The organism is Pseudomonas frederiksbergensis, from assembly GCF_017114915.1.
Classification (GTDB): domain Bacteria; phylum Pseudomonadota; class Gammaproteobacteria; order Pseudomonadales; family Pseudomonadaceae; genus Aquipseudomonas; species Aquipseudomonas frederiksbergensis_I.
The window spans coordinates 73,129-99,775 of the sequence record NZ_JAAUOE010000022.1 but is presented as its reverse complement, the minus strand read 5'-3'; the positions used below and the strand labels follow the sequence as shown (position 1 = coordinate 99,775).

27 protein-coding genes are annotated in these 26,647 nt (G+C 60.9%); 13 read left to right on the top strand and 14 right to left on the bottom strand.

Annotated elements, in window-relative coordinates; translation table 11 throughout:
• Nucleotides 1-90 precede the first annotated feature (90 nt).
• Entirely contained in the window at nucleotides 91-2,541 is a 2,451-nt protein-coding gene (locus tag HCU66_RS16875; protein WP_205889547.1) for a penicillin acylase family protein, read from the bottom strand.
• 308 nt (nucleotides 2,542-2,849) lie between these two features.
• Between HCU66_RS16875 and HCU66_RS16870 the strand changes: the two genes are divergently transcribed.
• Nucleotides 2,850-3,407: a cysteine hydrolase family protein gene (locus HCU66_RS16870; protein WP_205889546.1), complete on the top strand. Its 558-nt coding sequence runs from the start codon at nucleotides 2,850-2,852 to the stop codon at nucleotides 3,405-3,407.
• A gap of 183 nt (nucleotides 3,408-3,590) precedes the next feature.
• Here HCU66_RS16870 and HCU66_RS16865 read toward each other — a convergent pair whose 3' ends face one another.
• From HCU66_RS16865 to HCU66_RS16850, 4 genes are all read right to left on the bottom strand, one after another.
• A complete protein-coding gene (locus HCU66_RS16865; protein ID WP_007955014.1) occupies nucleotides 3,591-3,797 on the bottom strand; it encodes an SEC-C metal-binding domain-containing protein in 207 nt (68 codons plus the stop codon).
• Nucleotides 3,798-3,802: 5 nt separating this feature from the next.
• Nucleotides 3,803-4,288, bottom strand: coding sequence for an LEA/WHy family protein (locus HCU66_RS16860; protein WP_205889545.1), 486 nt, complete (start codon nucleotides 4,286-4,288; stop codon nucleotides 3,803-3,805).
• A 165-nt stretch (nucleotides 4,289-4,453) separates the two neighbouring features.
• Complete coding sequence (locus HCU66_RS16855) at nucleotides 4,454-4,930, bottom strand: YchJ family protein (RefSeq protein WP_205889544.1); 477 nt, start codon at nucleotides 4,928-4,930, stop codon at nucleotides 4,454-4,456.
• 4 nt (nucleotides 4,931-4,934) lie between these two features.
• Nucleotides 4,935-5,432, bottom strand: coding sequence for a DUF6231 family protein (locus HCU66_RS16850; protein WP_205889543.1), 498 nt, complete (start codon nucleotides 5,430-5,432; stop codon nucleotides 4,935-4,937).
• Nucleotides 5,433-5,610: 178 nt separating this feature from the next.
• Between HCU66_RS16850 and HCU66_RS16845 the strand changes: the two genes are divergently transcribed.
• The 4 genes from HCU66_RS16845 to HCU66_RS16830 all read left to right on the top strand — a co-directional run bounded on the left by HCU66_RS16845 (nucleotide 5,611) and on the right by HCU66_RS16830 (nucleotide 8,314).
• Nucleotides 5,611-6,306 (top strand): PA1041 family peptidoglycan-binding anchor lipoprotein, encoded by a 696-nt coding sequence (locus HCU66_RS16845; RefSeq protein WP_205889542.1) that lies wholly within the window; start codon nucleotides 5,611-5,613, stop codon nucleotides 6,304-6,306.
• A gap of 90 nt (nucleotides 6,307-6,396) precedes the next feature.
• On the top strand, nucleotides 6,397-7,110 hold the full coding sequence (locus tag HCU66_RS16840; protein WP_205889541.1) for a PA1041 family peptidoglycan-binding anchor lipoprotein: 714 nt from the start codon (nucleotides 6,397-6,399) through the stop codon (nucleotides 7,108-7,110).
• Nucleotides 7,111-7,284: 174 nt separating this feature from the next.
• Nucleotides 7,285-7,563, top strand: a complete 279-nt coding sequence (locus HCU66_RS16835) for a DUF1145 domain-containing protein (protein WP_205889540.1) — start codon at nucleotides 7,285-7,287, stop codon at nucleotides 7,561-7,563.
• Nucleotides 7,556-8,314, top strand: coding sequence for a collagen-like protein (locus HCU66_RS16830; protein WP_205889539.1), 759 nt, complete (start codon nucleotides 7,556-7,558; stop codon nucleotides 8,312-8,314). Before HCU66_RS16835 ends, HCU66_RS16830 begins: the two co-directional genes overlap by 8 nt.
• Nucleotides 8,315-8,430: 116 nt before the next feature.
• Here the strand turns inward: HCU66_RS16830 and HCU66_RS16825 are convergent, their stop codons facing one another.
• The gene (locus tag HCU66_RS16825) at nucleotides 8,431-8,889 is read right to left on the bottom strand and encodes a CopD family protein (protein ID WP_205889538.1); all 459 of its coding nucleotides are present in this window, start codon (nucleotides 8,887-8,889) and stop codon (nucleotides 8,431-8,433) included.
• A gap of 100 nt (nucleotides 8,890-8,989) precedes the next feature.
• On the opposite strand from HCU66_RS16825, the gene dinG reads away from it, so the two are divergent.
• From dinG to pdxH, 5 genes are all read left to right on the top strand, one after another.
• Nucleotides 8,990-11,134 carry an ATP-dependent DNA helicase DinG gene (dinG, locus tag HCU66_RS16820; RefSeq protein ID WP_205889537.1) on the top strand — a complete coding sequence of 715 codons (2,145 nt, stop codon included), beginning with the start codon at nucleotides 8,990-8,992 and terminating at the stop codon, nucleotides 11,132-11,134.
• A 95-nt stretch (nucleotides 11,135-11,229) separates the two neighbouring features.
• Entirely contained in the window at nucleotides 11,230-13,617 is a 2,388-nt protein-coding gene (locus HCU66_RS16815; protein ID WP_205889536.1) for a beta-galactosidase, read from the top strand.
• Nucleotides 13,618-13,841: 224 nt separating this feature from the next.
• Nucleotides 13,842-14,987 (top strand): serine hydrolase, encoded by a 1,146-nt coding sequence (locus HCU66_RS16810; RefSeq protein ID WP_205889535.1) that lies wholly within the window; start codon nucleotides 13,842-13,844, stop codon nucleotides 14,985-14,987.
• Nucleotides 14,988-15,100: 113 nt separating this feature from the next.
• Entirely contained in the window at nucleotides 15,101-16,204 is a 1,104-nt protein-coding gene (locus HCU66_RS16805; RefSeq protein WP_205889534.1) for an OmpA family protein, read from the top strand.
• Nucleotides 16,205-16,228: 24 nt separating this feature from the next.
• Entirely contained in the window at nucleotides 16,229-16,876 is a 648-nt protein-coding gene (gene pdxH / locus HCU66_RS16800; RefSeq protein ID WP_095054091.1) for a pyridoxamine 5'-phosphate oxidase, read from the top strand.
• 5 nt (nucleotides 16,877-16,881) lie between these two features.
• On the opposite strand, the gene HCU66_RS16795 is transcribed toward pdxH, so the two are convergent.
• Complete coding sequence (locus HCU66_RS16795) at nucleotides 16,882-17,118, bottom strand: hypothetical protein (RefSeq protein ID WP_205889533.1); 237 nt, start codon at nucleotides 17,116-17,118, stop codon at nucleotides 16,882-16,884.
• Nucleotides 17,119-17,285: 167 nt separating this feature from the next.
• On the opposite strand from HCU66_RS16795, the gene HCU66_RS16790 reads away from it, so the two are divergent.
• Nucleotides 17,286-17,750: an outer membrane lipoprotein gene (locus tag HCU66_RS16790; RefSeq protein ID WP_205889532.1), complete on the top strand. Its 465-nt coding sequence runs from the start codon at nucleotides 17,286-17,288 to the stop codon at nucleotides 17,748-17,750.
• A 258-nt stretch (nucleotides 17,751-18,008) separates the two neighbouring features.
• Here the strand turns inward: HCU66_RS16790 and HCU66_RS16785 are convergent, their stop codons facing one another.
• From HCU66_RS16785 to nhaA, 4 genes are all read right to left on the bottom strand, one after another.
• Nucleotides 18,009-18,281, bottom strand: coding sequence for a pyocin S6 family toxin immunity protein (locus HCU66_RS16785; RefSeq protein WP_420908059.1), 273 nt, complete (start codon nucleotides 18,279-18,281; stop codon nucleotides 18,009-18,011).
• A gap of 149 nt (nucleotides 18,282-18,430) precedes the next feature.
• Nucleotides 18,431-18,685: a colicin E3-like toxin immunity protein gene (locus HCU66_RS16780; protein WP_205889548.1), complete on the bottom strand. Its 255-nt coding sequence runs from the start codon at nucleotides 18,683-18,685 to the stop codon at nucleotides 18,431-18,433.
• Nucleotides 18,686-18,692: 7 nt separating this feature from the next.
• Entirely contained in the window at nucleotides 18,693-19,919 is a 1,227-nt protein-coding gene (locus HCU66_RS16775) for an S-type pyocin domain-containing protein (RefSeq protein WP_205889531.1), read from the bottom strand.
• A 113-nt stretch (nucleotides 19,920-20,032) separates the two neighbouring features.
• A complete protein-coding gene (gene nhaA, locus HCU66_RS16770; protein WP_205889530.1) occupies nucleotides 20,033-21,223 on the bottom strand; it encodes a Na+/H+ antiporter NhaA in 1,191 nt (396 codons plus the stop codon).
• 235 nt (nucleotides 21,224-21,458) lie between these two features.
• Here nhaA and HCU66_RS16765 point away from each other — a divergent pair, with 235 nt between their 5' ends.
• On the top strand, nucleotides 21,459-22,553 hold the full coding sequence (locus tag HCU66_RS16765) for a PLP-dependent cysteine synthase family protein (protein WP_205889529.1): 1,095 nt from the start codon (nucleotides 21,459-21,461) through the stop codon (nucleotides 22,551-22,553).
• Nucleotides 22,554-22,597: 44 nt separating this feature from the next.
• Here the strand turns inward: HCU66_RS16765 and HCU66_RS16760 are convergent, their stop codons facing one another.
• The 3 genes from HCU66_RS16760 to HCU66_RS16750 form a co-directional block, all read right to left on the bottom strand.
• A complete protein-coding gene (locus HCU66_RS16760) occupies nucleotides 22,598-24,211 on the bottom strand; it encodes an NAD(P)/FAD-dependent oxidoreductase (RefSeq protein ID WP_205889528.1) in 1,614 nt (537 codons plus the stop codon).
• Between the two features lie 95 nt (nucleotides 24,212-24,306).
• Nucleotides 24,307-24,960 (bottom strand): COG3650 family protein, encoded by a 654-nt coding sequence (locus HCU66_RS16755; RefSeq protein WP_205889527.1) that lies wholly within the window; start codon nucleotides 24,958-24,960, stop codon nucleotides 24,307-24,309.
• A gap of 71 nt (nucleotides 24,961-25,031) precedes the next feature.
• The gene (locus tag HCU66_RS16750; protein WP_205889526.1) at nucleotides 25,032-25,631 is read right to left on the bottom strand and encodes a short chain dehydrogenase; all 600 of its coding nucleotides are present in this window, start codon (nucleotides 25,629-25,631) and stop codon (nucleotides 25,032-25,034) included.
• 106 nt (nucleotides 25,632-25,737) lie between these two features.
• Between HCU66_RS16750 and HCU66_RS16745 the strand changes: the two genes are divergently transcribed.
• The gene (locus HCU66_RS16745) at nucleotides 25,738-26,646 is read left to right on the top strand and encodes a LysR family transcriptional regulator (protein WP_205889525.1); all 909 of its coding nucleotides are present in this window, start codon (nucleotides 25,738-25,740) and stop codon (nucleotides 26,644-26,646) included.
• Nucleotide 26,647 lies beyond the last annotated feature (1 nt).

Here is a 26,647-nt window from a genome sequence, read left to right as displayed (position 1 = left end):
TACCGACGTCTTCGCGGGCAAGCCCGCTCCTACAGTGACCGCGCCAGGCGCAGGCTTTGCGCACGACGCCGATCAAATGCAGGAGTGGGATTATTTGCCAGGCGTCAACGTCAGCCGCGTCTTGCCATACACCTTGTCAAAGTTCTGCGGCTGCATCGGCAGGCTCAAGTATTGCCCCTTGAGCCACGGATCGACGCTGTCCAGATAATGCGGGCTGGCCGGGTTGCCGGACTGGCCGGTCGCGTTCTGACCCATCAGCGGTTCGGCCTGGCCGAAGTCGACGATAAAGCGCATGGCCGGGGCCTGCGTGGTGTTGAAGTCCTGACCCCAGGCGAATGCGGCGGTGTTGAGCGTGGTGTGATCACCGCCGGCCGCCAGAGGACCGCGCACGGTCTGGCCGCTGGCGTTTTTCCATTCGTAGCGGTGCAGTTTGCCCCACTGCCAGGCTTTGTGATCGCTGCCCAACTGGCTGTCTCCCGCGCTGATCGCGGCCGCCAGGCTACGGGCGATGATCGCCGGTTTGTCTTCTTTCTGCGCCGTGCGCACGTCATCCCAGAACGGACTGTCTTCACGCCCCAGCAGGTGATCGGCCTGGGCCGCGTAAGACAACGTGCCGTTGGCGATAAAGGCTTTCCATGCCGGGCTGCTTTGCGGGCCCAGTTCGTCGAGGAAAATCTGTTGGGTGCTTTCCTGCAGAAACAGCTCATAAATCGCCGCGTCGGCGGAGGTCGGGCTGAGTTTGCCGTCGAAGGCCATCAAGCGCGTGTAAGCTTCGCGAGCCTTGCCGCGATCGGCCACTGGCAACGCTTCGATGGCTTGCTTGAGTGGCTGGGACATGCCCGGCGCTTCAAACATCTTCTTCAGTTTGGCGGCGAAGGTGGTGGTCTGGTCGTATTGCATGGCGATCAGGCTACGGGTGTCGTGTTTGCCCACGCCCGCGAGTTCGGCCATGCGTTCGCCACGTTCCGGCGCCGACCAGGAATTGGACAACTGCATGCCGTAACCATGGGGAATGACCCGCTGGTTGGCGGTGCCGAGCCAGCCCTGAGCCGGATCCTGGTCATATGGGTGGAGCATCGGGTCGGCGTAACCGTCCCAGTCATAGCGACCTTCCCAACCCGGCGACGGCAGCAAGCCTTCACCTTCGCGGCGGTTCGGGTAGCGACCGGTGACTTGCCAGCCGATATTGCTGGCATCGGCAAACACCAGGTTCAGGGCGATGGCGCGGATCTCACGGCTGGCGTCCGACGCCTTCTCGGCGCTTTGCGCTCGGGACAGGTCGAAAAAGGCGTCCAGGGTTTTGTCGTCGGTGAAGTTCGGTGTCTGCAAGGCAAGGCCCAAACCATTCGCCAGCGCAGTGCCTTGGGCGCTGTTGAGCAGTGGCCCGTGGCGGGTTTCGTACACCGCTTCGCGAATCGGCCGCTGGCCTTTGACGAAGTAGGTTTCGTTGCGCACGATCGCCGGCTGCCATTTGCCGCTGACTTCGTAGGAAAGGCCGTTGCCCTGGCGTTTGATTTTTTCCAGGAACAGGTCCTGGTTGTCGCCCATGACCGTGGTCATGCTCCACGCCACTTTGCCGTTGAAACCACCGAGCACCATGGGTAACCCGGCAATGGTCACGCCGGCGGCCTGGTATTTTGGCGCGTGAATCTGCACGTAACTGAACAACGACGGTACGTTCAGCGGCCCATGACTGTCGCTGGCCAGCAGGCTTTTGCCGCTGCGGCTGCGTTGCGGGGCAATCGCCCAGTTGTTCGACGACGTGGTGCCCAGCAGATTCAACCCGGACAGTTGACCCGTGGCCTTGCTGATGTCGCTCAAGCCCGGGATTTGTCCGTTGAGTTTGAGGCTCTGCAGTTTTTCGGTTTCGGCCACCGGCAATTTTTCGTCGGGGGCCGAAGGCGTCAGCCACGCCAGTTTGTCGGTGTTGACGGTCTGGGCCAGCATCAATGAGGAGATTTCTTCCGGCAGGTTCGCCGACTGGCTGAAATTCAGCAGGCAGAACATCAGCGCCGAATCTTCCGGTTTCCAGTACTCGGGCTTGTAGCCGGTGGCCGCGAGGTCCGCAGGCAGTTTGTCGCGGTAGCGGAACAGGTAGGCGTTGACGCCACGGGCATAGACTTCGAAGAAACGCTTGAGGCGCGGCGAAGAGGCTTTGTACAGCTCATCCGCGCTTTTCTTCAGATTGACCGCACGCATGTAGCGGTCGGCATCGAGCAGGTCCGCGCCGGACATCTCCGCCAGACGGCCCTGGGCCAGCAGACGCAGAGTGACCATTTGGTTGATGCGGTCGCTGGCGTGCACGTAGCCGAGGGTGAACAGTGCATCGTGGAAGCTGTTGCTCTCGATCAACGGCATACCCATCGCATTGCGGCGAATCGAAACGTTCTGCGCCAGGCCCTTGAGCGGTTGCACGCCGGAGGTGGGCGGGAGGGTGTCCTGGGCGTTCCAGGTCTGACAACCGGTCAGGCTCAAAACACCGGCTACTGCTGCGGCAACGCCGAACCGGGGAAGAAAATGTGTGAGGGCTGGCGAGGCCATGGCAAAGCTCCTGCGGGGTAGTGACGCAATAAAGGCGCTACGTTAGTGAGCAGGAGATAGCCGCGCAAGCGGCGGCGGGGTTATTTCTTTTCGGTGATCGTTGTGGTCGTTCCCACGCTCTGCGTGGGAATGCCTCAACGGACGCTCCGCGTTCGGCTCTGGATGTGACGCAGAGCGTCACGGGCTGCATTCCCACGAGCGTGGGAACGATCGTCAGGTCGTCCTGGTCTGCGATTGATGGCTTGCCAGCAGCAAGAGGTGATGCTGAAGTGCGGGAAATTCAATGACCTTGCATGAGACAAGTCGGCATGGAGCTCAAGACAAACGCAGCGCTGATCATCATCGATCAACAAAAAGGCATTCTGCATCCCAGGCTGGGTCGTCGAAACAACCCTCAGGCCGAAGAACGCATGCTGGAATTGCTGGGGCATTGGCGTCGAACCGGACGGTCGGTGATTCATGTGCAGCACCTGTCCCGCTCAGCGGATTCGGTGTTCTGGCCGCAGCAATCGGGGGTGGAGTTTCAGGAACGATTCCAGCCATCGGCCGGTGAGTGGCTGGTTCAGAAGCAAGTGCCGGATGCGTTTTGTGCGACGGGGCTGGAGGCGCGTTTGCGCGAGGCGGGGATCGATCAGTTGATCATCGTGGGCGTGGCGACCCACAATTCGGTGGAGTCTACGGCGAGAACGGCCGGGAATCTGGGGTTTGAGGCATGGGTTGCGCAGGATGCGTGTTTTACCTTCGACAAAGCGGACTTTTTTGGCAATGCCCATTCGGCCGAAGAAGTGCATGCGATGTCGCTGGGGAATCTGCATGGGGAGTATGTGACGGTCGTCAACACCGCGAACATTCTCATGAGCGACTGAAAACTTGTAGGCGCGAGGCTCGCCCTAATGCCAGTGTAGGAGCGGGCTTGCCCGCGAAAGCGGTGTGTCAGGCGACATCAATGTTGACTGTACCGACGTCTTCGCGGGCAAGCCCACTCCTACAGGAGCGAGGCTTGCCCGCGAAAGCGATTCAACAGGCGAAGAAATTATCCGCCCGAAGCCTCAAGCCCCGTGGCACTTCTTGAATTTCTTGCCGTTGCCGCAAGGGCAAGGGTCGTTGCGGCCGACGTCTTTCAGGGCGTTGCGCACCGGTTCCTGGTGGGCGTGGCCGCAGTTCGGGCCGTGGACATGGCCATGGTCGTGATCATGGTGGTGATGGTCATGATCGTGGTTGCAGTCAGGGCCATGGACGTGGGGTTGCTGGGTCATCGGGGTCACTCCGGAATTAAATCGGCGGCGATTATCACGCCATTGCGCGCCACGTGCACGTAGTGCGCGATGAATATTCCGGTTTCCAGTTCACCTTCCAGACGATAGGGAATCGGTTGCTCGGGTTTTTTCAGCAGTTTCACCAGGTCCCGGACTTTGGGCCACAGGTTGGTGCGAATCGGCACCTTGAAGTAGGCACTGCGCTTGGGGCCGATGGTGAACCAATGGTCATGCTCGCCTTCGGTCAGCAGCATGTCCCCCAGGTGAATGCGATATTCCAGAGCGCGCACCGTCAGGTCTTCGTCATTGGGGTTGTCGACGCGAAAATGCAGCAGGAATTTCTGCTCCAGCAACTTGGCCCGGACCACCTCGACCTTGACCAGATGCACCTGCGGGTCCGGCAGGTCGTTACTGAACCACGAGACGCAACCGCCGAGTCCCAGGAACAGGAGCAGGGTAAGCAGCTGCAATGTGCGCCGCTGGGTGTTCATGGTCGTGATTCTCCCTTTGTAGCCGCTGGCGAAGCCTGCGTTCGGCTGCGCAGCAGTCGCCAACCCTGGCGCCTCTGTTTATCTGAAACACCGCACCGCCCGGTTTCGCGACTGCTGCGCAGCCGAACGCAGCCTCGCAGGCTCGGCAGCTGCTACAGGGCTCCCTCAAGCGCTGAAATAACTCGCGCAACACTTCTTGAACTTCTGCCCGCTGGCGCACGGGCACGCATCGTTGCGCCCGGCCTTGAGCGGCACGGTGGGGTCGATGAAGTACCAGCGGCCGGCGTTCTGTACAAAGGATGAACGTTCGCGGTGGCTGTGTTCGCCGCTGCTGTCGTGCCAGCGAGCAGTGAAGGTGACGAAGGCGTGCTCCGGCTGACCGCCGAAGACTTCGGCGTTTTCCACCTCCAGGCCCAGCCAGGTGCTTTGGGCGCTCCAGTCACTGATCGACTGGCGATCCAGGCCGGCCTGTTGCGCGGGCAGGGTGGTCGCCACCAGATAATCGATCAGCCCCAGCACATAGGCGCTGTAGCGCGAACGCATCAGGAGTTCGGCGCTAGGGGCCGGATGGCCGGCATGGTAATGGCCGCAACAGGCATCGAGCAGCGTGCCGCTGCCGCAAGGGCAAATGGATGTACTCATTGCGTTACCACCAATATTTCCCGAAGTTTTCCGGATTGGCCCAGAAGCGTGAATTGAGCCAGTCGGGCACCTGTTTGTAGTCAAGCAGATCGTAGGTAAACAGCGTCAACACTTGATCGTCGCGCTGGAAGCGCTCGCTGGCTTGCAAGGCCAGGGAGAAAAAATCCGTCTCCTGCCAACCGCTGGCCGGCAAGTCGGCCAGCACCGCAATGCGACTGGCATTGAGATTGCGTATCCCACCGAGCAGATTCAAACCGTCGCGCTTGGGCAAGTGTTCGAGGCAATCGACCACCAGCGCCAGATCGAACCGTTGCGCCGCCAGTTCGGCCGGCAGTGGCCCGGGCGCGGCAAAGGCGACGAGGCTGTCCGGGTGCGCGAGTTTGAACGCCTCGAGCGCGGGGAATTCGCTGGCGCCAATCAGCAACAGACGCGCCGGGGCGTAACGATCAAGCAAAGCGGCTAACGCCTGCTGGGGCGTGCGCGAAGAAATACCTGCAATCATCGAAGATCCTCAATCAGAACACCAAGACTAACGTGTCTTGCCGAGCGGGTTTAAGCCAAAAGCAGCGATCTTCCGTGAACATAGGGCAAAACAGCAATGGCCTATTGCTGGCGGAGATTAACACTCCGGTCTTTACTCCCTGAATCGGTTATTAGCCGATCCCTCAGGAGAAAACTAGATGAGCATAATTCGGACAGCATTACCTTTGGTTCTGCTAACCAGTGTGTTGACTGGTTGCGCAGGTTTGCAGAAAACCGACTGGCCGACCTGTGCGGCGGTCGGTGGTGTCGTTGGTGCGGGGCTCGGCGCGACCGAGAGCTCGGCATGGGCGGGGTATGGCGCGCTGCTGGTCGGCGGCACGGCAGCGGCCTGGTGCTGGGTGCACGGTGATGGCGACGAAGACGGCGATGGTGTGCCGGACAGCCGCGACAAGTGCCCGGGTACACCTAAAGGCGTGCGTGTCGATGCCGACGGCTGCCCTCCACCCGCGCCTGCGCCAGTGGTCGAAGAGAAGGCGGTGGTCAAGGAAGAAGTCATCGTTATCCGTGATGTTCACTTCCAGTTCGACTCGTCCAAGCTCACCCCGGCCGACAAAGAGGTACTCAACACCATTGCCACGCGCCTGAAACAGGAGTCCTCCAGCGCCCAGCTGACCGTGACCGGTCACACCGACAGCGTCGGCAGTGATAAGTACAACCAGAAACTGTCGGACAGACGCGCCCATTCGGTGGTGGATTACCTGATTTCCCAAGGCGTGCCGCGCAGCAGTTTCGTGTCTGTGACCGGTGCCGGTGAAAGCCAGCCGGTGGCCGATAACAAAACCGCTGACGGTCGCGCGTTGAACCGGCGCACGGAAATCAAAATCAACCGCTAGGCCCCCCGCGCTCCGCGGCTTGTACAGTCGCGGATGCGGGTCTTTACTCCTGTGTGACCGGTATGGGCCGGTAACACAGGAGCATTCACAATGAGCGTTCTCACAAGGACCGTTTTGCCGACTCTGCTGCTTGGCAGTCTTCTGACCGGTTGCGCGACTCACAGCGATGGCACCGCCCCCCTCAATCAACGTACCTGGCCGATCTGCAGTGTTATCGGTGGACTGGTCGGCGGCGGTTTGGGCGCGATCGAAAGTGGCGGTTGGGCCGCGGGTGGAGCGGCGCTCGGTATCTTGAGCGGTGGCCTGATCTGTTACGCCCAGGATGGCGATGAAGACGATGACGGTGTCTTCGATCGACGAGATCGCTGCCCCGACACGCCTGCCGACACACCTGTCGAACATCACGGTTGCCCACTGCCGCAATACCCCGTCAGTGTGAAACCAGCTGAGCCACCGGCCTCCGAAGTCATCACCCTGAACGGTAACGTGCTGTTCGCTTACAACCAGTCCGACCTGACGCCTGAAGCGCGCAGCGAGCTGGATTCGCTGATGGCCAAATTGCAGGGCGCCGATGTGGTGAGCATCAGAGTCGTTGGCCATACCGACAGCCAGGGTTCAGACACCTATAACCAGAAGCTGTCGGAGCGTCGAGCCAGCAGCGTCGCGGCCTACCTGTTGCGGCAGGGGGTGGCGCCGAACAAACTGACCAGCGAAGGCCGGGGTGAAAGCCAGCCGGTGGCCGACAACGACACGGAGGAAGGGCGGGCGCAGAACCGTCGCGTGGAGTTGCACATCAATCGCTGAACCGCATTACCTAGCTCTGTGACCAAGCCCCGTAATAGAGCCGCCGGACGACGATTCACGTGGGGCCGGCGGCCAGGCGGCGACCTTCCGGAAGAATTTTCTGTTGCCCTCTGGCTTATCCCGCGTGGAAGCCGTTACTGTGCGTGCAAAGAATAATTCTCAACGGGGACGCGAATGAAGGTGTTTTGGGGGCTGGGGAAGTTGTTGACCCTGCTGTTCTGGTTGGTGGTGCTGGCCAATCTGCTCATCCCGTTCGTCCATCCGCTGCACTTTCTGGTCAATTTGGCCGGCAGCGTGCTGGCTGTGCTCCATCTTCTGGAGGTGGTGTTCTGCAACCGCAGCCTCAAAGGTCGAGCCCACCCTTGGCGTGATCGCCTGAAGATTGTCTTTTTTGGTGTTTTCCACCTGCAAACCATTCCAGCCCCGACCACTGCGAAGTCTTCCCATGCGTAAACTCTGTCTGCTCGCTGCACTCATCAGCCCATTGGCCTGCGCCCAGGTGGTGAGCGTCGAAACCAACTCGCTGATGCGTTTGCCCAACACCGCCAGTTCCTTGCAACTGGAACGGCTGGAAGTCGCCGATCACGGTACCTTGCTGATTCCCTCGAACGTGACCGAAGTGATCGTCGGTGAGCTGCGCCTGGGGCGCGACGCGCGGATCGCCATTGTGCCGGGCGAACAGGCGCTGGCGTTGAAGGTCAGCCGGGCGGAGTTGGCCGAAGGCAGCCAGATCACCGCACGGGGCGCCCCCGGGACTTACCTCAAGGCCGCCCGCTCCGGGCGCAACCTGAATGTGCAAATCAAGGCGCTGAACGCGCCGCAGTTGTCGGTGGATGCTCGCGGTGGCACGGGCGCCCCGGGGTTTTTCGGCCTCGATGGGGCCAACGGGCAGGCACCGGGTTGCACCTGGGGCCAGGCCGGTCGCGGCGCCGATGGCAGTGACGGTAGCGATGGCCAGCCGGGTGCGCCTGGAGCGCTGGTTCATCTGGAAGTGCCGCGTGATTACCCGGCGCAGCAGATCAAGGTCGAGGTCGCGGGCGGGGCCGGTGGCGCGGCCGGGCCGGGTGGCAAACCGGGAGCGGGTGGCAAGGCCAAGGGCTGCATTGTCTATAAAGCCGATGGCGGCAAGAGCGGTCGCCCCGGTGCTGACGGCCAGCCAGGGCCTGCCGGGGCGACGGGTTCGGTGACGATTCAGCGGTTGTAAGCAGTTTCTGAGAGACGATCGTTCCCACGCGCAGCAAAGGAATGCAGCCCGTGACGCTGCGCGTCACTGGACGCAGAGCGTCTCTTGAGGCATTCCCACGCAGAGCGTGGGAACGATCACGGCCGGGCCGCAGCAATCGCCACCAACGCCAACCCGACCAACAGGTTAATCCCCACCAACCGACGAATCCTGCCCAGCGTCGCCGCACCCGCCGGCCAGTCCTGTGCCGCCACCGCCGTGCGCAGTTCCGGCAGCAGCAACGCCTGAATCCGGATAAACAGCGCCGTCATCACCACATACAATCCCATCATCACCTGCACATAGCGCGGCGCCGCTTCAAACCCGGCGAACTGCAAATGAATCATGCCCACACCGCTGATCGGCAAAAGCACCACCGCGATCCAGACCCAGCGGAAAAAACCTTGAAACACTTCCACCCACAGCTTCAACCGGGCAGGGCCTTCCAGCGCCTTCATCGCCGCCGGGCGCAGGACCATCCAGGCGAAAAACATGCCGCCGACCCACACCAGGGCGGCCAGGACATGCAGGGTATAAACGATGCCAAAAGGTGTCATTGGGGTACTCCGTTCTGCGCGGGATTAATTAGCGGGGTATGATAGCGGCCGATCCCAAGTACTGAAAATTTATCCAGCCTTTTTTGCGCCCCGACAATCCATGATCAGCACTGAACTCAAAACCACGATCCAGGGCGCCTATTCGCGTTTTCTTGAAGCCAAGAGCCTCAAACCGCGCTACGGCCAACGCCTGATGATTGCCGAAATCGCCAAAGTCCTCGGTGACATCGACACCGACGACGAAGGCCGGCGCAATGGCGACCCCGCGATTGTCGCGGTGGAAGCCGGCACCGGTACCGGCAAAACCGTGGCCTACAGCCTGGCGGCCATTCCCGCCGCCAAGGCTGCCGGCAAGCGTCTGGTGATCGCCACGGCCACCGTGGCTTTGCAAGAGCAGATCGTCTACAAGGATCTGCCCGACCTGATGCGCAACAGCGGGCTGAATTTCAGCTTCGCCCTGGCCAAGGGGCGGGGGCGCTACATGTGCCTGTCCAAGCTCGACATGTTGCTCCAGGAAGGTCATGCGCAAACCGCCACCGCGCAGCTGTTCGAGGAAGAAGGCTTCAAGATCGAGGTCGATGAGGCCAGCCAGAAGCTGTTCACCAGCATGATCGAGAAGCTTGCCGGCAATAAATGGGACGGCGACCGCGACAGTTGGTCGACGGCGCTGGAAGACGCCGACTGGGCGCGCCTGACCACCGATCACAGCCAATGCACCAACCGTCATTGCCCGAACTTCGGCCAGTGCGCCTTCTACAAGGCCCGCGAAGGCATGGGCAAGGTCGACGTGATCGTCACCAACCACGACATGGTCCTGGCCGACCTGGCCCTGGGCGGCGGCGCGGTATTGCCGGACCCGCGCGACACCATCTACGTGTTCGACGAGGGCCATCACCTGCCGGACAAAGCCATCGGCCACTTCGCCCATTACACACGCCTGCGCTCCACCGCCGACTGGCTGGAAACCACCGCCAAGAACCTCACCAAATTACTCGCCCAGCACCCGTTGCCGGGGGATCTGGGCAAGTTGATCGAGCAGGTGCCGGAGCTGGCCCGGGAGATCAAGACCCAGCAACAATTCATGTTCACTGCCTGTGAGCAGGTTGCCGACTTCAAGCCCGGCGAAGACGTCGAAGGTCGCGAGCGGCCGCGTCACCGTTTCGTCGGCGGGGTGATTCCCGAACACATGCGCGAAATGGGCATCGAGCTGAAGAAGGGCTTTGCCCGGCTGACCGACCTGTTCACCCGGCTCACCGAATTGCTCAAGGAAGGCATGGACGGCGAGGTCAACATCGGCATCGCCAGCAACCAGGCCGAAGAGTGGTATCCGCTGTTCGGCAGCCTGCTGTCGCGTTCTTCGGGCAACTGGGAGTTGTGGACCGCCTTCACCGTCGAAGACCCGGAAGACAGCCCGCCCATGGCCCGCTGGCTGACCCTGGCCGAAAGCGGTTCGCTGTTCGACATCGAGGTCAATGCCAGCCCGATCCTCGCGGCGGAAATGCTGCGGCGCAACCTGTGGAATGTGGCTTACGGGGCGCTGGTGACCTCGGCGACCCTGACCGCCCTCGGCACCTTCGACCGCTTCCGCATGCGCGCCGGCCTGCCTAAAACCGCCGTGACCGCGGTGGTCCCGAGCCCGTTCCATCACGCCGACGCCGGCGTGCTGCGGGTGCCGGACCTCAAAGCCGACCCGCGCGATGCGCCGGCGCACACCGCGGCGATCATTCGCGACTTGCCGGAACTGGTCGAGGGCTCCCGTGGCACCCTGGTGCTGTTCTCGTCCCGCAAACAGATGCAGGACGTGTTCGACGGTCTGGATCGCGACTGGCGCAAGCAAGTGTTCATTCAAGGCAACCTGTCCAAACAGGAAACCCTGAACAAGCACAAGGCGCGGGTCGATGGCGGGGATTCCAGCGTGCTGTTCGGCCTGGCGAGTTTTGCCGAAGGCGTGGACTTGCCCGGTGCCTACTGCGAACACGTGGTGATCGCCAAGATCCCGTTCTCGGTGCCCGACGATCCGGTCGAAGCCGCGCTGGCTGAGTGGATCGAGGCCCGTGGCGGCAATCCGTTCATGGAAATCTCCGTGCCAGACGCCTCGCTGAAACTGGTCCAGGCCTGCGGTCGCCTGCTGCGAACCGAGGAAGATCGCGGCACCATCACTCTGCTTGACCGCCGTCTGGTCACGCAGCGCTACGGCAAAGCTATTCTCAATGCGTTGCCGCCATTCCGTCGTGAAATTTCCTGATACCCCGGTGGGCAAATAGGCCCACCGCGTTGTCTACCTCACTGCCACCGCTGTTCCACTGGCCCATGATGGTCGTTAGGGAGATCCACGTTCTTATGATTCGCCGTTCGTTGCCCGCTGTTTTTGCCTTGATGTTCGCCGCCCCGTTGCTGGCGGCTCCCGCCGGCCAGCAGACGCTGTTCAACTTTGTGCGGCCCGCCGATGTGGTTCAGGTGGCGACCCAGGACGCCAGCCTGCCGCAATCCAATGCGGAGCAAACGGCCGAAGGCGAAGTGTTGCGTCGCGTCACCTTCAATCCGGTCGCCCAGCCGACTTTGCGCCTGACACCGCAGACTGGTGCCTGGGACTGGTCGCAGTCGGGCGTCATGAGCCTGCGGATCCAGAGCGCGATGAACTGGGCCGTGACCCTGTACGTGAAAATCCAGAGCAACGATGGCAAGACGCTCATTAGCCGCGTCGATTTGCCGGCCGGCCCAGCACAGACCTTGTTGGTACCGCTGCAGCCGAGTTCGCCGCTGAGTCAGGGCATGAAAGCCGGCCCGCCGATGCCGATGACCTTCGAGGGGCAGCGTGTGTTGCTGGCCAGCAGCGCCGGTGAGCTGGATCGCAGCCAGGTGGTGTCGGTGACCTTGTCGATGGATCAGCCCAAAGTCGCCCAAAGCATTCTGCTCGAACGTTTCGGCGTGCAGGACGGCGAGGCCGTGACCAAGGCCGCTTATGGCAATCTGGTGGACGCTTACGGTCAATCGAGTCGGGCCAAATGGCCGGAAAAGGTCAGCAGCGACGAGCAACTGAAATCCGCCGCGGCCAAGGAGCAGCAACAACTGAAAACCTGGCTGGCCGAGCGTGAGAGGGCATCCTTGGACAAGTTCGGCGGCTTGAACAAAGGCCCGGTGTTCAAGGCCAGTGGCTTTTTCCGCACCGAAAAGCGTGACGGTCGCTGGTACCTGGTGACGCCGGAAGGGCATCCGTTCTATTCCCTCGGCGTCAACACCGTGACCCCGAGCGTCAACCAGACCTATGTCGCCGGGCGCGAGTGGATGTTCGAATCCCTGCCCAAACCCGACGAACCCCTGGCCGCTTATTATGGCGAGGGCGACAACCGTGGCGGCAACGGCGCCGACCAGGGCCGGGGCTACAACGCCGGTCGATGGTACGATTTCTATGGTGCCAACCTGCAGCGTCTGTATGGCGAGCCTTGCGTACCGGGCAGCGATACCAAGGCCGGGGTCGCCGAAGCAGCCAAGGCTGATGCGGTTGAGGCGACGGTCGAAACAGCGGCCGTTGAACCCTGCAAAGTGGCATTCAACGAACAACGTTGGGCCAGTCACACCCTCGACCGCCTGCAAGCCTGGGGCTTCAACACCCTTGGCAACTGGAGCGCGCCGGTGTTGGGCAATGCTGACCGCATGCCGTACACCTTGCCGCTGTCGATCGTCGGCGATTACGCGAGTATCAGCACCGGCACCGATTGGTGGGGCGGCATGCCTGACCCGTTCGATCCGCGTTTCGCCATGGCCACCGAACGCGCCGTGGCCATCGCTGCCCGCGACCATCGCGACGATCCGTGGCTGATCGGTTACTACGCCGACAACGAACTGGCCTGGGCCGGTCCCGGCGATGACCCGAAGGCCCGTTATGCGTTGGCCTACGGCACCTTGAAGATGACCACCGACGTGCCGGCCAAACGCGCCTTCCTCAAACAGCTGCGTGACAAGTACCGCAACCAGGCGGGTCTGTCGAAAGCCTGGGGCATTGATCTGCCGGCCTGGGAATTGATGGAAGACCCGGGCTTCGTGCCGCCGCAGCCGAGCGCCGAATACCCGGAAATCGAAGCCGACTTCAAATACTTCCAGAAGGTGTTTGCCGACACTTACTTCAAGACCGTCTCCGACTCGCTCAAATGGCACGCGCCGAACCAGTTGCTGCTGGGCGGTCGCTTCGCCGTCAGCACCCCCGAGGCAGTCGAGTCCTGCGCGCAATACTGCGACGTGTTGAGCTTCAACCTGTACACCCTGCAACCCCAGGACGGTTACGACTTCGCCAAACTGCGCAGCCTGGACAAACCGGTGCTGATCACCGAGTTCAACTTCGGCTCAACGGATCGCGGCCCGTTCTGGGGCGGCGTGACGCCACTGGCGAAAGAAGAAGATCGCGGCCCGGCCTACGCCAACTTCCTCAAACAGGCGATGAGCGAACCGTCGATTGTCGGGGTGCACTGGTTCCAGTACCTCGATCAACCGGTGACCGGTCGCCTGCTGGATGGCGAGAACGGGCACTTCGGTCTGGTGGGTATTACTGATCTGCCGTTCCAGGGTTTTGTCGAAACGGTGCGCAAAAGCAATGTTCAGACCGTCAATCAACTCGGTAAAGAGGCCGAGAAGACCAGGGCTGAGGCGGTAAAGCCCGCCGAGAGCCATGAAGGCGAGGGTGGCAAGCAAGGCGCTGGTCATGCGGGCGGCCATTCAGGTAATGGTCATTAATAGCTGAGACCGCGTTATCGTTCTTCGCGGACAAGCCTCGCTCCTACGGGTAATGCGCACCCCTGTGGAGCGAGGCTTGCCCGCGAAGGCGTCCACAAAGACGCCGTTAACTTCTGATCCAATCCATGGGCGACCGACCGCCCGGCCCGACCCTGTTCCCAAAACCCTCAAGGGCTGGAACAATGCGGGCCACTTTGTAGAGCGTTTATCCGGGAGAGTTGCGGGTGCAGATTCAGGGTCATTACGAGCTTAAGTTCGAAGCGGTGCGCGAAGCATTTGCAGCGCTGTTCGACGATCCTCAGGAACGTGGCGCGGCGTTGTGCATCCGTATCGGTGGTGAAACCGTGCTCGACCTCTGGGGCGGTACCGCCGACAAGGACGGCCATGAGACCTGGCACAGCGACACCATTGCCAACCTGTTTTCCTGCACCAAGACCTTCACCGCCGTGGCGGCATTGCAGTTGGTGGCTGAAGGCAAATTGCAACTGGATGCCCCGGTTGCCCGCTACTGGCCCGAGTTCGCCGCCGCCGGCAAAGAATCCGTGACCTTGCGTCAATTGCTCTGCCACCAGGCCGGTCTGCCGGCCCTGCGCGAATTGCTGCCCGCCGAAGCGCTTTACGACTGGCAGACCATGGTCGATGCCCTGGCCGCCGAAGCGCCATGGTGGACGCCGGGTGAAGGTCACGGCTATGCGGCGATCACCTATGGCTGGCTGGTCGGTGAATTGCTGCGTCGCGCCGACGGTCGTGGGCCGGGCGAATCCATCGTGGCGCGAGTCGCCAAGCCTTTGGGGCTGGATTTCCACGTCGGCCTCGCCGACAAAGAGTTTCATCGCGTGGCGCACATCGCCCGCAGCAAGGGCAACCTCGGCGATGCCGCAGCCCAGCGCTTGCTGCACGTGACCATGCGCGAACCGACGGCCATGACCACCCGGGCCTTCACCAACCCGCCGTCGATCCTGACCAGCACCAACAAACCGCAATGGCGGCGCATGCAGCAGCCAGCCGCCAATGGCCACGGCAATGCGCGCAGCCTGGCTGGTTTCTACGCCGGACTGCTCGACGGCAGCCTGCTGGAAAGCGAAATGCTCGACGAGCTGACCCGCGAACACAGCATTGGCGAAGACAAGACTTTATTGACCCGGACCCGCTTCGGCCTGGGTTGCATGCTCGATCAACCGGACGTACCCAACGCCACCTACGGCCTCGGCCCACGGGCGTTCGGTCATCCGGGCGCCGGCGGCTCCATCGGTTTCGCTGATCCGGAACACGATGTGGCCTTCGGTTTTGTGACAAATACCTTGGGGCCGTACGTCTTGATGGACCCACGAGCGCAAAAGCTCGTGCGAGTACTGGCCACTTGTCTGTAAATCACGCTTAAGGGGGCCAGGGCCGGAACCCGAAAGCCTTTGTGGTTTCAAATCGTCTGTTTATCCGGGGCAACCCGGTCTGATTGTTCATTACCTCATTTTGTGGATACCCAATGTCGTCCAATAAAACCCTCGCCCTGGCCCTGTGCTTCGCTGTCACCGGTTGTGCACAAACCCCACAGAATGACGCAGCAGGCGGCAGCAGCTGGTGGCCGTTCGGTTCTTCCGACAAGGTTGCGACGAAAGAGCCGGCCCCGGCGCCGGCGCCCCTGAAACCTGCTGCCACCGCACCCGTCGCCAAGGCTGAAAGTGCAGCCCCTTGGTATTGGCCGTTCGGCTCCGATGACGGCGCTGACAAGGTGGCCAAGCCGCAGGTGAAACCTGAAGCTCAATCGCAAGCCAAGCCAGCCGCTGTGGCCAAGGCTGAAGCCGATGCCGGCGGCAAATGGTGGTGGCCGTTCGGTGGCAAGGAGCAGAGCACTGCCAAAGCCGTACCGATGCCCGACCCGAAAGTCACCCAGGCCTGGCTCGACGACTACGAACCGCGTCTGCGCGAGGCAATCAAGGATAGCAATCTGAAACTCGAGCGCCGTGAAAACGTGCTGGTTGTCACGACCCCGGTAGACGGCTCGTTCAACCCTGACCGCCCGGCCATGCTGCTGCCGGTGACTCTCGGCCCACTCACCCGTGTTGCGAAAATCCTCGAAGCCGATCCAAAGACTGCCGTGCTGGTGCTCGGTCACAGTGACACGTCGGGCGCCGCCCCGGCCAACGTGAAGCTGAGTCAGGAACGCGCCCAGTCGGTGGCGGCGATCTTCCGTCTTAGCGGTCTGCAGCGTGATCGCCTGATGCTGCGCGGCATGGGCGGTGAGGCTCCGCGTGCCGCCAACGACAGTGCTGAAGGTCGTGCCTTGAACCGTCGCGTCGAACTGCTGGTGACGCCGGCAGACACCATGGTCGCGTTGCTGAGCAAGTACAACATGCCGGCTCCGGCACCGTTGACCAAGGTCGTCGCGCAAGACGCCAAGCCAGTGGCCAAGCCTGTGACCCCTGCACCGGCTGCTAAAAAAGCGGCTGTCCCGGCGAAGAAAAAGGCACCGGCCAAGAAAGCGGTCGCCAAGGCTCCAGCCAAAAAGGCACCGGCGAAGAAGACTGCGCCGGCCAAGGCCGCTGTCGATACGAAGAGCACCACCGCCACCGATGCCACAAAGCAGTGATTCGTTAACCAAAAGGAATGCGCCATGACCCGGCCCTTGGCAGATATGCGTCGCGACTACACCCGAGATGGCTTGACCGAGGCGCAAGCCCCGGCCGAGCCGTTCGCGCTGTTCCATCAGTGGTTTGCCGATGCGGTGAAAACCGAGCAGGTGCCGGTAGAGGCCAATGCCATGACACTGGCCACCGTCGACCAGGACGGTCGGCCGCATTGCCGCATTCTGCTGCTCAAGGGCCTGGACGAGCAGGGCTTCACGTTCTTCACCAACTATGAAAGCGACAAGGGTCAGCAACTGGCCGCCAATCCGTTTGCGGCCATGACGTTCTTCTGGCCAGCCCTGGAGCGCCAGGTGCGTATCGAAGGGCGGGTGGTGAAGGTCACGCCTGAAGAGTCCGACGCCTATTATCAGGTTCGTCCTCTGGGCAGTCGTCTCGGTGCCTGGGCGTCGCCCCAGAGCCAAGTGATCGCCGATCGTGCTGAACTGGAAGCGCTGCTCAAGAACACTGAGCAACGTTTCAGCGACACCCAACCTCACTGTCCCGAACACTGGGGCGGTTATCGCTTGCTACCCGAGCGCATCGAGTTCTGGCAGGGCCGTCCGAGCCGTCTGCACGATCGCCTCAACTACCGCTTGCAGGGCGCTGACTGGGTTCGTGAACGTCTGGCCCCATAAATAGTCTACCGATCGGGATACTCTGCCGCAGCGGCCGCAAGCCACTGGGGCAGGTCCCGACGTTTGATTTTCTGCGCTTGAGCGTTCGCCAGTTGCTGGAGCATGAACGCTCTTTTGTGTTCGTCTTTGCCCGCCAGTGACAACGCCAGATCGCGGTCCATCCAGCGTTTGATCCGCACGTACAGCCACCAATGGAAGTACAAACCGGCGACAGTCGTGACGACAATGATGAAGTAGTCCATGAAAATCCTTGGGTCAGCGGCGCAGATTTCGTAATGTGACGCTACTGTTGGTGAGTTCGAGAAGTGCCTGTACCAGGCCTGAATGGAACCAATTTTATCCGGGCGATGCCGTGACAGGCGTCAAGCTGCGGAGTTTAATGGATACCTGTCCTATGGAGTTTGATGCTATGCGTAAGTCTGTTTTGCTGGTTGCTTCCTTTTCCACGATGGCGATGTTGCTCACCGGCTGCCAATCGAGCCTGACCGGTGACTCCTACTCCCGTGACGAAGCGCGTCGCGTGCAGACGATTCGCATGGGCACCATCGAAGCACTGCGTCCGGTGAAAATCGAAGGCACCAAAACCCCGATCGGCAGCGCCGCCGGTGCAGTCGTGGGCGGTGTCGGCGGTAGCGCCATCGGTGGCGGTCGCGGCAGCATCGTCGCAGCGGTCATCGGCGCCGTCGCCGGCGGCCTGGTGGGCTCGGCTGCCGAAGAAGGCCTGACCCGTACTCAAGGTGTTGAAATCACCGTACGCGAAGACGATGGCAGCATGCGCGCCTACGTGCAGCAAGTTCAGCCAAACGAAGTGTTCCGCGTGGGTGAGCGGGTGCGGATTGCCACTGTGGATGGGACCAGCCGCGTTTCGCACTGAGTGGGAATGTAGGGTGAAAGAAAACCCCGATCAGGCGACTGGTCGGGTTTTTTTGTGTCTGCTGCTTTCAGTCTGATCGTTCCCACGCTCCGCGTGGGAATGCATCTCGTGACGCTCCGCGTCACCAGTGCGCAAGACTCAAGCCTGGCGTCGCCAGCGGAACGCGGAGCGTCCCCGGCGGCATTCCCACGCGGAGCGTGGGAACGATCAATAACCCCGATCAGGTGACTGGTCGGGGTTTTGTTTTTTTGGGGCGGGTCAGGATGTGGCGCGGGTGCCGATGAAATATTCCAAGCCTTTGGGGAAGTCGACGTTGAGTAGATCCGCAATTTGTAGGACCTGGCTTTCCGTCAGCTCAAGCTCCCCAGGTTCTACTTCTTCAAAGCTTTTTGACTCGGTCAATTGAGCCAATGCCTGGTTCAATTCATAGTCTTTGATGGTCAGTTCGAACTGCAACGAATCATCCTGTTTTTCATCGGGGTAAAAACCAGTGATGGATAGGTAGCGCATGGTTTTTTTCTCTTCAGTCATTTTGAGGTCCTTCTACCTGGCTTCGCATCTTTTGTTCGTTCGCCAGTTACGTGATTGCTCGTCGCATCCGTTGGGAAATTCTTCCGCGAATACTAGAAACTCAGTTTCTTTATCAAAGGCTTCAATTTTGTAGATCATAGGGGGGCTTGTTACCAGGCTTCACTGTAATCAAACGAAATCTGATAGTCGTAAGTGGTCAAGACGATGTCGTGTTGAAAAAAAGGCTGAATTGTAGCGACCCATTTTTCGATTACATTGAAACCGCCATTATTGATGTTGTTTTCCACCGGGATACCCAAGGCATTCAATACTGACTCATCATCGCCTAAGTCTTTGGACGATTCCTCGCCTTGGCACAGTTGGGTTTGCTTGTCGTACCACTCCAGTCTCAGTTTTAATCCCATCATTACCTCACAAATATTTTTTCTTGATGCTTCTTTCATCTTTCGGGTCTTCGCGCCGTTCACCTGTAATGGGGTCAAACGCTCCTAGGTGGGCTCCATCACTTGCGCGGTAGACTTCCAATTCTCCGTGCATCGAATCCCACTCGTAAATTCTCCTGCCCTTGGCATCTGTCCAACGTTCTCGAAGCCCACCACCTCCTTGTATAGGATTCATTTTTTTTGCTTTTTTCAGGCCGGGAAACGCGGTGATTTGTTCTGTTTTCGGAGGTTTATGATAGCTATGCCCCGCTGATGGTAGGCCTTTACGTGAAGTGTTAACTACGATGTATAGCGGCCCAACCCCCGAATCCGCCGGAAACACAAGAATGAAATCCTTGTACTCCGGCGGATAAACCGGATTCACAAGAATGCTGTCCGCCGCTTTCGTCGGTGGATAAACCCAGATATGCGGCGCCTGCGGGGCGGCTTCGAGGGCGGGGATGCCGAGGATGTCGGAGCCGTCCTCAACGGGTGTCCAGATCAGTTCGATACCTTCGCCTAGGTCAGCCATGTATTGGCTGCCGCGTGAGGTCAACTGCACGACATCTACCATTTCCCAGTCACGGTTTTTGCCGGTGTAGAAGCCGTACCCCTTGATGCTGCCATCCGCCTGCTGCTCGACTCGCAGACGCACGCGGGTGCGAGCTTGTTTGAGGGCGAGCAGTTGGTCTTCGGTGTAGAGGGCGCTGTCGCCCAGGTTCGATGGCATGAGCAACGCCACCAGACCGACCAATGTGGCCGAAGCGGTGCTGGCGGCAATAGCAGGCAATGCTTCAAGCGCGGAGCCGGCTAGAGAGAATGTGCCCAGGCCTGCCGGGATCGCGGTGCCACTGATTTTCTTGAGCTTGATGCCACCGCTTTCATCAGCCTCGCGGGCACCGAGCAGGATCAGTTCGCCGTAATCCTTCAGGCTGTCGGTGGGCACCATCCCTGAGGGATTCGAATAATCGATGATGGCGTCCGGCAACTTGCAGGACTTGGCGAACACGCATCCTGCGCGGATGACGTCGTCCTTTTTCGCCATGATTTGAAGGCTGTCTTCGAAGGCTTGCTGCCTCGCGAGCATGGCGTCGTAGGCGTTTTGTCTGGCATCGCGCTCGGCCAGTTCAGTGGCCGTCATGAAGCGATGAGTGATGTGATGCCCGTCGCCTGACGGTGGGTTTTGCACCCGTGGGATGTCCTTGTTGCCAGCCACTGATTGTCCTTTCGCTCGTCCATCGGCAACCCCAAAAGAGGGGCTGCACGACGTTAACGAACGCGGTTAACCATGGCTGTAGGACGAATCCTGAATGTCGCTAAGAGTGTTCTTTAAGCGTTCTGCAGGGCGGGGTTCTTGCGACTCGCCGCCGCCGTCACCGCATAACCGATCAATGCCGCCAGGATCGAACCGGTCAGAATCCCCATGCGGTCCATCCCGGCGTATTCACTGGCGCCCGGCACGAAGGCCAGGGAGCCGACGAACAGGCTCATGGTGAAGCCGATACCACAGAGTATCGCCACGCCCAGCACCTGGCCCCAGTTGGCGCCTTGGGGCAGGGCGGCGATGCCGATTTTCACCGCCAGCCAGGTCAGGCCGAAAACACCCACGGTCTTGCCCAACAGCAGGCCGACGGCGATGCCCATCGGCACGTCGTGGGTGAAGCTTTCGACGGTCACGCCGCTCAGGGACAGGCCGGCGTTGGCGAAGGCGAATAGCGGCAGGATGCCGTAGGCCACCCACGGATGCAGGGCATGTTCCAGGGTCAACAGCGGCGAAGGCTCGGCGTTTTTCGTGCGCAATGGAATGCAGAAGGCCAGGGTCACACCGGCCAGCGTGGCATGCACGCCGCTCTTGAGCACGCATACCCAAAGGATCAGCCCGATGATCATGTACGGCCCGAGCTTGACCACACCGAGTCGGTTCATCCCGATCAAGGCCGCGATGCAGGCCGCGGCCAAAGCCAGGGACAAGGTGGACAGCGCGCCGGAATAGAAGATCGCGATGATGATGATCGCGCCCAGGTCGTCGATGATCGCCAGGGTCATCAGGAACAGTTTCAGCGACACCGGCACGCGTTTACCCAGCAGGGCCAGCACGCCGAGGGCGAAGGCGATGTCGGTGGCGGTCGGGATGGCCCAGCCACTCAAGGCGGACGGGTTGTCGCGGTTGAGGAACCAGTAGATCAGCGCCGGCACCACCATGCCGCCAATCGCCGCCGCGCCGGGCAGGACGATCTGCGACGGTTTCGACAGTTGGCCGTCAAGCACTTCGCGTTTCACTTCCAGGCCGATCAGCAGGAAGAACAGGGCCATCAGGCCGTCGTTGATCCACAACAGCAGCGGCTTGGCGATTTTCAGTGCGCCAATCTGCGCCACCACGGGGGTGTCCAGCAGGCCGCTATAGAGCCACGACAGCGATGAATTGTTGATGATCAGAGCGAGGACAGCGGCGGCGATCAATAACAGACCGCTGGCAGCTTCCAACTGAAAGAAACGCGTGAACGTGCTACGCAGAGGCAAGGTCGCTCTCCATCGATGAATTCAAAAGGTGGCACACCCTAACCCGTACCGTTAGTTGTTAAAACAAAAGTTATATTCTTTTTTGTTATATGCCGTTTCCATATCATTGACACCATTGGCTGACACGGATCTGAGCCTAGCAGTTGCCGGATGTATTGGACCTCAGCTGTATCTGTGCGTGATGTAGGTTTTTTCCTAAGCTTGTGGGCTAACCTGGTTCAACGAGAAAACCACCATGAGCGACAACCGACAGTGGGCCCGCGAAGCCATCCGGATCATCGAAGCTGACTTCCAGCGCAGCGCCGATACCCACCTGATCCCCTTGCCGCTCCCGGGATTGCCGGGCATCGAGTTGTACTTCAAGGATGAGTCGAGCCATCCCACCGGCAGCCTGAAACATCGGCTGGCGCGCTCGTTGTTCCTCTATGCGTTGTGTAACGGCTGGCTCAAACCCGGTGCGCCGGTGATCGAAGCCTCCAGCGGTTCGACGGCGATTTCCGAGGCGTACTTCGCCCGTTTGCTGGGTTTGCCGTTCATTGCGGTGATGCCTTCGACCACGTCCAGGGAAAAAATCGCGCAGATCGCTTTCTACGGTGGCAAGAGCCATCTGGTGGACGATCCGACGCAGATCTACGCCGAGTCCGAACGTCTTGCTCGCGAACACGACGGGCATTTCATCGATCAGTTCACCTACGCCGAACGCGCCACCGACTGGCGGGCGAACAACAATATCGCCGAATCGATCTTCCAGCAGATGCGCTTCGAGCAGCACCCGGAACCGAGTTGGCTGATTTCCAGCCCCGGCACCGGGGGCACCACCGCGACGCTGGGCCGCTACGTGCGCTATCGCCAGCATTGCACCCGCGTGCTGTGCGCCGATGCCGAACAGTCAGTGTTTTTCGATTATTACCGGACCGGCGATGCCAGCCTGCGTCTGGATTGCGGCTCGCGGATTGAAGGCATTGGCCGGCCACGGGTTGAAGCGTCGTTCCTGCCCAAGGTCATCGATGCAATGGTCAAAGTGCCGGACGCCTTGTCGCTGGCGGCCATGCATTACCTGGCGCAGCGATTGGGGCGACGGGTTGGCGGATCGAGCGGCACCAACCTGATTGGCGCTTTGATGGCGGCCCGGCAGATGGCGGCGGCGGGGGAGTCGGGGTCGATCGTGGCGATTCTGTGCGATGGCGGCGAGCGCTATGCCGACACCTATTACGATCAGGCCTGGCTCAAGGCCCAGGGGTATGAATTGAGTGGGTTGATGGATGCCGTGGCGGCGAGTGTCGAACGCGGTGAGCCATTGCCGACTAGCGTGTTGCGCGCAAATATCTGACCCGATGATCGTTCCCACGCTCTGCGTGGGAACGATCATCTGGGTCAGGCCTCAAGGCCAAGAATGTCTCGGGCCACGGCTTCGGCGATGCGAATCCCGTCGACGCCCGCCGATAGAATCCCGCCTGCATAACCCGCGCCTTCACCGGCCGGGAACAAGCCCTTCACGTTCAGGCTTTGCATCGACTCGTTACGGGTAATGCGCAGTGGCGACGAGGTGCGCGTTTCGATGCCGGTCAACACCGCGTCGTGCAGCGAGTAGCCACGAATCTGCTTCTCGAACGCCGGCAGGGCTTCGCGAATGGCTTCGATGGCAAACGCCGGCAAGGCCAGGGCCAAATCCCCCAAGGCAACGCCCGGCTTGTAGGACGGCTCGACGCTGCCCAATGCAGTCGACGGTTTGCCGGCAATGAAGTCGCCGACCAGTTGCGCCGGTGCTTCGTAGTTACTGCCGCCCAGCACAAAGGCGTGGGATTCCAGGCGTTCCTGCAACTCGATGCCGGCCAGCGGACCGCCCGGATAATCGACTTCCGGGGTGATCCCGACGACGATTCCGGAGTTGGCGTTGCGCTCGTTACGCGAGTACTGACTCATGCCGTTGGTGACCACGCGATTCGGCTCGGAGGTCGCCGCCACCACGGTGCCGCCCGGGCACATGCAGAAGCTGTAGACCGAACGACCGTTCTTGGCGTGGTGCACCAGTTTGTAATCGGCGGCGCCGAGTTTCGGGTGGCCGGCGTATTTGCCCAGGCGCGCGCGATCGATCAGCGACTGCGGGTGCTCGATGCGGAAACCCACCGAGAACGGCTTGGCTTCCATGTACACACCACGGCCGTGGAGCATGCGGAAGGTGTCCCGGGCGCTGTGGCCGAGGGCCAGAATCACGTGTTTCGAATGGATCTGCTCACCGCCATGGAGCTCGACGCCAACCAGTTGGCCGTCGTCGATCAACACATCGGTAACCCGTTGCTGGAAGCGCACTTCGCCACCCAGGGCACGAATCTGCTCACGCATGTTTTCCACTACACCGGTCAGGCGGAACGTACCGATATGCGGCTTGCTGACATAGAGGATTTCTTCCGGCGCGCCGGCCTTGACGAACTCGTGCAGAACCTTGCGACCGAGGAATTTCGGGTCCTTGATCTGGCTGTAGAGCTTGCCGTCGGAGAAGGTCCCCGCGCCGCCTTCACCGAATTGCACGTTGGATTCGGGGTTGAGCACACTTTTACGCCACAGGCCCCAGGTGTCCTTGGTGCGCTGGCGAACTTCGGTGCCGCGCTCGAGGATGATCGGCTTGAAGCCCATTTGCGCCAGCAGCAGCCCGGCGAAGATCCCGCACGGGCCGAACCCGACCACAATCGGGCGCTGGCTCAGGTCGGCCGGTGCCTGGCCGACCATTTTGTAGCTGACATCCGGCGCCACGTTGACGTTACGGTCATCGGCGAACGTGTGCAGCACCGCCGCCTCATCGCGAACGTTGAGGTCGATGGTATAGATGAAGCACAGTTCGGAGGATTTTTTGCGCGCATCGTAGCTGCGCTTGAACAAGGTGAAATCGAGCAGGTCATCACTGGCGATGCCCAGGCGCTGCACGATGGCAAGGCGCAGGTCTTCTTCGGGATGGTCGATCGGCAACTTGAGTTCGGTGATTCGTAACATGACGGGATCCGGTTCGCGGGGCGCACAACTGCGCCAGGGCGTTTGAAGCCGGCGATTATAAGCCTCAAAGGATGATTCCAGTGAGGCTAAAACGATCAGTCGTTACGCGATCCGCCGAAATACCCGCAACCGCGTTGTACCTGGCCATCAATGCGCAGTTCGGCGCTCATGTGCTCGATGGCGCCGGTGCTGCTGTCGACACAACGTTGCGGTGCGACCCACAGTTCGATGTGCCGGTTATTGGCTTCGGTGCTGAGATTGAAACGGCCATCCCCCAGTTGTTCTTCAACGTACGGCAGGGCCAGGGGCGGCTGACCGGCGCGGTCGATGACCATGCCCTTACCGCTGACCTTGACGTTCCATTCGGGGCCATGGCCGGCGGCGCGCAGGATCAGTTGTTTGAAATTGGCATCGTCGCACGCCGTGCCCGAGCGCTCGACGCGGTACAGCTGCGCCAGATCGAGCTGATTGCCGGTGATCTTGCCGCGCACATCGGCGAACAGCTTGCCCTGCTCATCGGCCAGGCTGGCGGCTTCTTGCAGAATGCTGGTGCCGCCAGTGTCGTTGACCACAAAACTGCGCTGCTCATTGCACGGCTGGAACAGCAGCTTGCCATCGGCCGCCGTCAATTGGCCCTGCATGCGGGTCTGGCCCACATGGGCGGCGCTTTGCCGTGGGCCATCGAGCAACTGGCAGGCGGCGAACAGCGGAAGCAGGGCAACAAGCACTAAGGAACGGGCAACACGCATCGTTGAGTCTCCAGACAAGTGTCGCCACGTTACTCAGCCTGACCGTTCATCACAACCCTGCAATGACCGGTTTAGCCGACGTGGTAGGTCTGGCCGGTCTGTAGGCCTTCCACGCTTTTGGCGTAGGCCAGCGCCACTTCGGCGGCGGGAACCGGTTTGAAACCACGGAAGTACGGGGCGTAGCTGCCCATGGCTTCGACCAGCACGTTCGGGCTGACCGAGTTGATGCGCAGACCGCGGGGCAGTTCGATCGCCGCTGCACGGACGAAGCTGTCCAGGGCGCCGTTGACCAGCGACGCGGAGCTGCCGGTACGAATCGGATCGTGACTGAGGATGCCGGTGGTGAAGGTGAATGACGCACCGTCATTGGCGAATTCCCGGCCGATCAGCAGCAGGTTGACCTGGCCCATCAGCTTGTCCCGCAAGCCGAGCTCGAAGTCTTGTGCGGTCATGGTGGCCAGCGGCACGAAGTTGACGCTGCCGGCGGCGCAGATCAGCGCATCGAAGTTGCCGGTCTGTTCGAACAGCTTGCGGATCGAGGCGCTGTCACTGATGTCGACCTGAAAATCACCGCTTTTACGGCCTATACGGACGACTTTGTGGCGCTGGGACAGTTCATGGTCAATGGCCGAACCGACGGTGCCAGAGGCGCCAATCAAAAGAATTTTCATCGTGCTGCTCCTTCAATGGGTTGCAATTAAAGTTAAGTCTAGTGTGGTTTTTTTTATTAATAAGCGTGCTAATGGGCAACCTTTGGTTTTCAAATGGAAACAATCGATGAGTGAAATGGACGACCTGGCGGCGTTTGCGGTGTTGATCGAGGCGGGCAGTTTCACCCAGGCGGCCCAACAACTGGGTTGCAGCAAAGGGCAACTCTCCAAACGCATCAGCCTGCTGGAAACGCGCTTTGGCGTGGTGTTGCTGCAACGCACCACTCGCCGTTTGAGCCTGACGGCGGCGGGCGCGGCGCTGTTACCGCAAGCCCAGGCGCTGGTGGTGCAGGTGGAACGTGCGCGTCAGGCGTTGGCGCGGCTGAAGGACGACATGGCCGGTCCGGTGCGGATGACGGTTCCGGTTTCACTGGGGGAAACGTTCTTTGATGGCGCGCTGCTGGAGTTCTCCCGGCAGTACCCCGAGGTGCAGATCGAACTGGAACTCGACAACCACTACCGCGACTTGTCCCGGGATGGTTTCGATCTGGCGATCCGCTCGGAAGTGGCCAACGACGAACGCCTGGTCGCCCGCCCGCTGTTGGCCTGGCACGAAATGACCTGCGCCAGCCCTGGGTATCTTGAGCGATTCGGGGAACCACAGACGCCTCAGGCCCTGGCCGAGCACCGCTGCCTGCTCAACAGTCATTACAGCGGTCGCGAAGAATGGCTCTATCACCAACAGCACGAATTACTACGGGTGCGAGTGTCGGGGCCGTTCGCCAGCAACCATTACAACCTGCTGAAAAAGGCTGCGTTGGCCGGCGCCGGCGTTGCGCGTTTGCCGTCCTACCTGCTGCAAGAGGAATTGGCTGACGGGCGTTTACGCTGGCTCCTGCGCGAGTATCAGACCCGCAGCATGCCGATGTACCTGGTGCATCCGTATCAGGGCGGTTTACCGAAGCGCACCCAAGTGCTGGCGGATTATTTGATGGGCTGGTTCAAGCGCAGTGGCGAGGCATTGGATCGGCTTTAGC

Coding starts and splice junctions, on each gene's coding strand:
- HCU66_RS16860 (WP_205889545.1), bottom strand. CDS start 4,288: ATGAACACCCAGCGGCGCACATTGCAGCTGCTTACCCTGCTCCTGTTC.
- pdxH (WP_095054091.1), top strand. CDS start 16,229: ATGACCCGGCCCTTGGCAGATATGCGTCGCGACTACACCCGAGATGGC.
- HCU66_RS16785 (WP_420908059.1), bottom strand. CDS start 18,281: ATGACTGAAGAGAAAAAAACCATGCGCTACCTATCCATCACTGGTTTT.
- HCU66_RS16840 (WP_205889541.1), top strand. CDS start 6,397: ATGAGCGTTCTCACAAGGACCGTTTTGCCGACTCTGCTGCTTGGCAGT.
- HCU66_RS16790 (WP_205889532.1), top strand. CDS start 17,286: ATGCGTAAGTCTGTTTTGCTGGTTGCTTCCTTTTCCACGATGGCGATG.
- HCU66_RS16805 (WP_205889534.1), top strand. CDS start 15,101: ATGTCGTCCAATAAAACCCTCGCCCTGGCCCTGTGCTTCGCTGTCACC.
- dinG (WP_205889537.1), top strand. CDS start 8,990: ATGATCAGCACTGAACTCAAAACCACGATCCAGGGCGCCTATTCGCGT.
- HCU66_RS16850 (WP_205889543.1), bottom strand. CDS start 5,432: ATGATTGCAGGTATTTCTTCGCGCACGCCCCAGCAGGCGTTAGCCGCT.
- HCU66_RS16750 (WP_205889526.1), bottom strand. CDS start 25,631: ATGAAAATTCTTTTGATTGGCGCCTCTGGCACCGTCGGTTCGGCCATT.
- HCU66_RS16825 (WP_205889538.1), bottom strand. CDS start 8,889: ATGACACCTTTTGGCATCGTTTATACCCTGCATGTCCTGGCCGCCCTG.
- HCU66_RS16870 (WP_205889546.1), top strand. CDS start 2,850: ATGGAGCTCAAGACAAACGCAGCGCTGATCATCATCGATCAACAAAAA.
- HCU66_RS16780 (WP_205889548.1), bottom strand. CDS start 18,685: ATGGGATTAAAACTGAGACTGGAGTGGTACGACAAGCAAACCCAACTG.
- HCU66_RS16795 (WP_205889533.1), bottom strand. CDS start 17,118: ATGGACTACTTCATCATTGTCGTCACGACTGTCGCCGGTTTGTACTTC.
- HCU66_RS16765 (WP_205889529.1), top strand. CDS start 21,459: ATGAGCGACAACCGACAGTGGGCCCGCGAAGCCATCCGGATCATCGAA.
- HCU66_RS16845 (WP_205889542.1), top strand. CDS start 5,611: ATGAGCATAATTCGGACAGCATTACCTTTGGTTCTGCTAACCAGTGTG.
- HCU66_RS16865 (WP_007955014.1), bottom strand. CDS start 3,797: ATGACCCAGCAACCCCACGTCCATGGCCCTGACTGCAACCACGATCAT.
- HCU66_RS16815 (WP_205889536.1), top strand. CDS start 11,230: ATGATTCGCCGTTCGTTGCCCGCTGTTTTTGCCTTGATGTTCGCCGCC.
- HCU66_RS16855 (WP_205889544.1), bottom strand. CDS start 4,930: ATGAGTACATCCATTTGCCCTTGCGGCAGCGGCACGCTGCTCGATGCC.
- HCU66_RS16835 (WP_205889540.1), top strand. CDS start 7,285: ATGAAGGTGTTTTGGGGGCTGGGGAAGTTGTTGACCCTGCTGTTCTGG.
- HCU66_RS16760 (WP_205889528.1), bottom strand. CDS start 24,211: ATGTTACGAATCACCGAACTCAAGTTGCCGATCGACCATCCCGAAGAA.
- HCU66_RS16875 (WP_205889547.1), bottom strand. CDS start 2,541: ATGGCCTCGCCAGCCCTCACACATTTTCTTCCCCGGTTCGGCGTTGCC.
- HCU66_RS16745 (WP_205889525.1), top strand. CDS start 25,738: ATGAGTGAAATGGACGACCTGGCGGCGTTTGCGGTGTTGATCGAGGCG.
- HCU66_RS16830 (WP_205889539.1), top strand. CDS start 7,556: ATGCGTAAACTCTGTCTGCTCGCTGCACTCATCAGCCCATTGGCCTGC.
- HCU66_RS16755 (WP_205889527.1), bottom strand. CDS start 24,960: ATGCGTGTTGCCCGTTCCTTAGTGCTTGTTGCCCTGCTTCCGCTGTTC.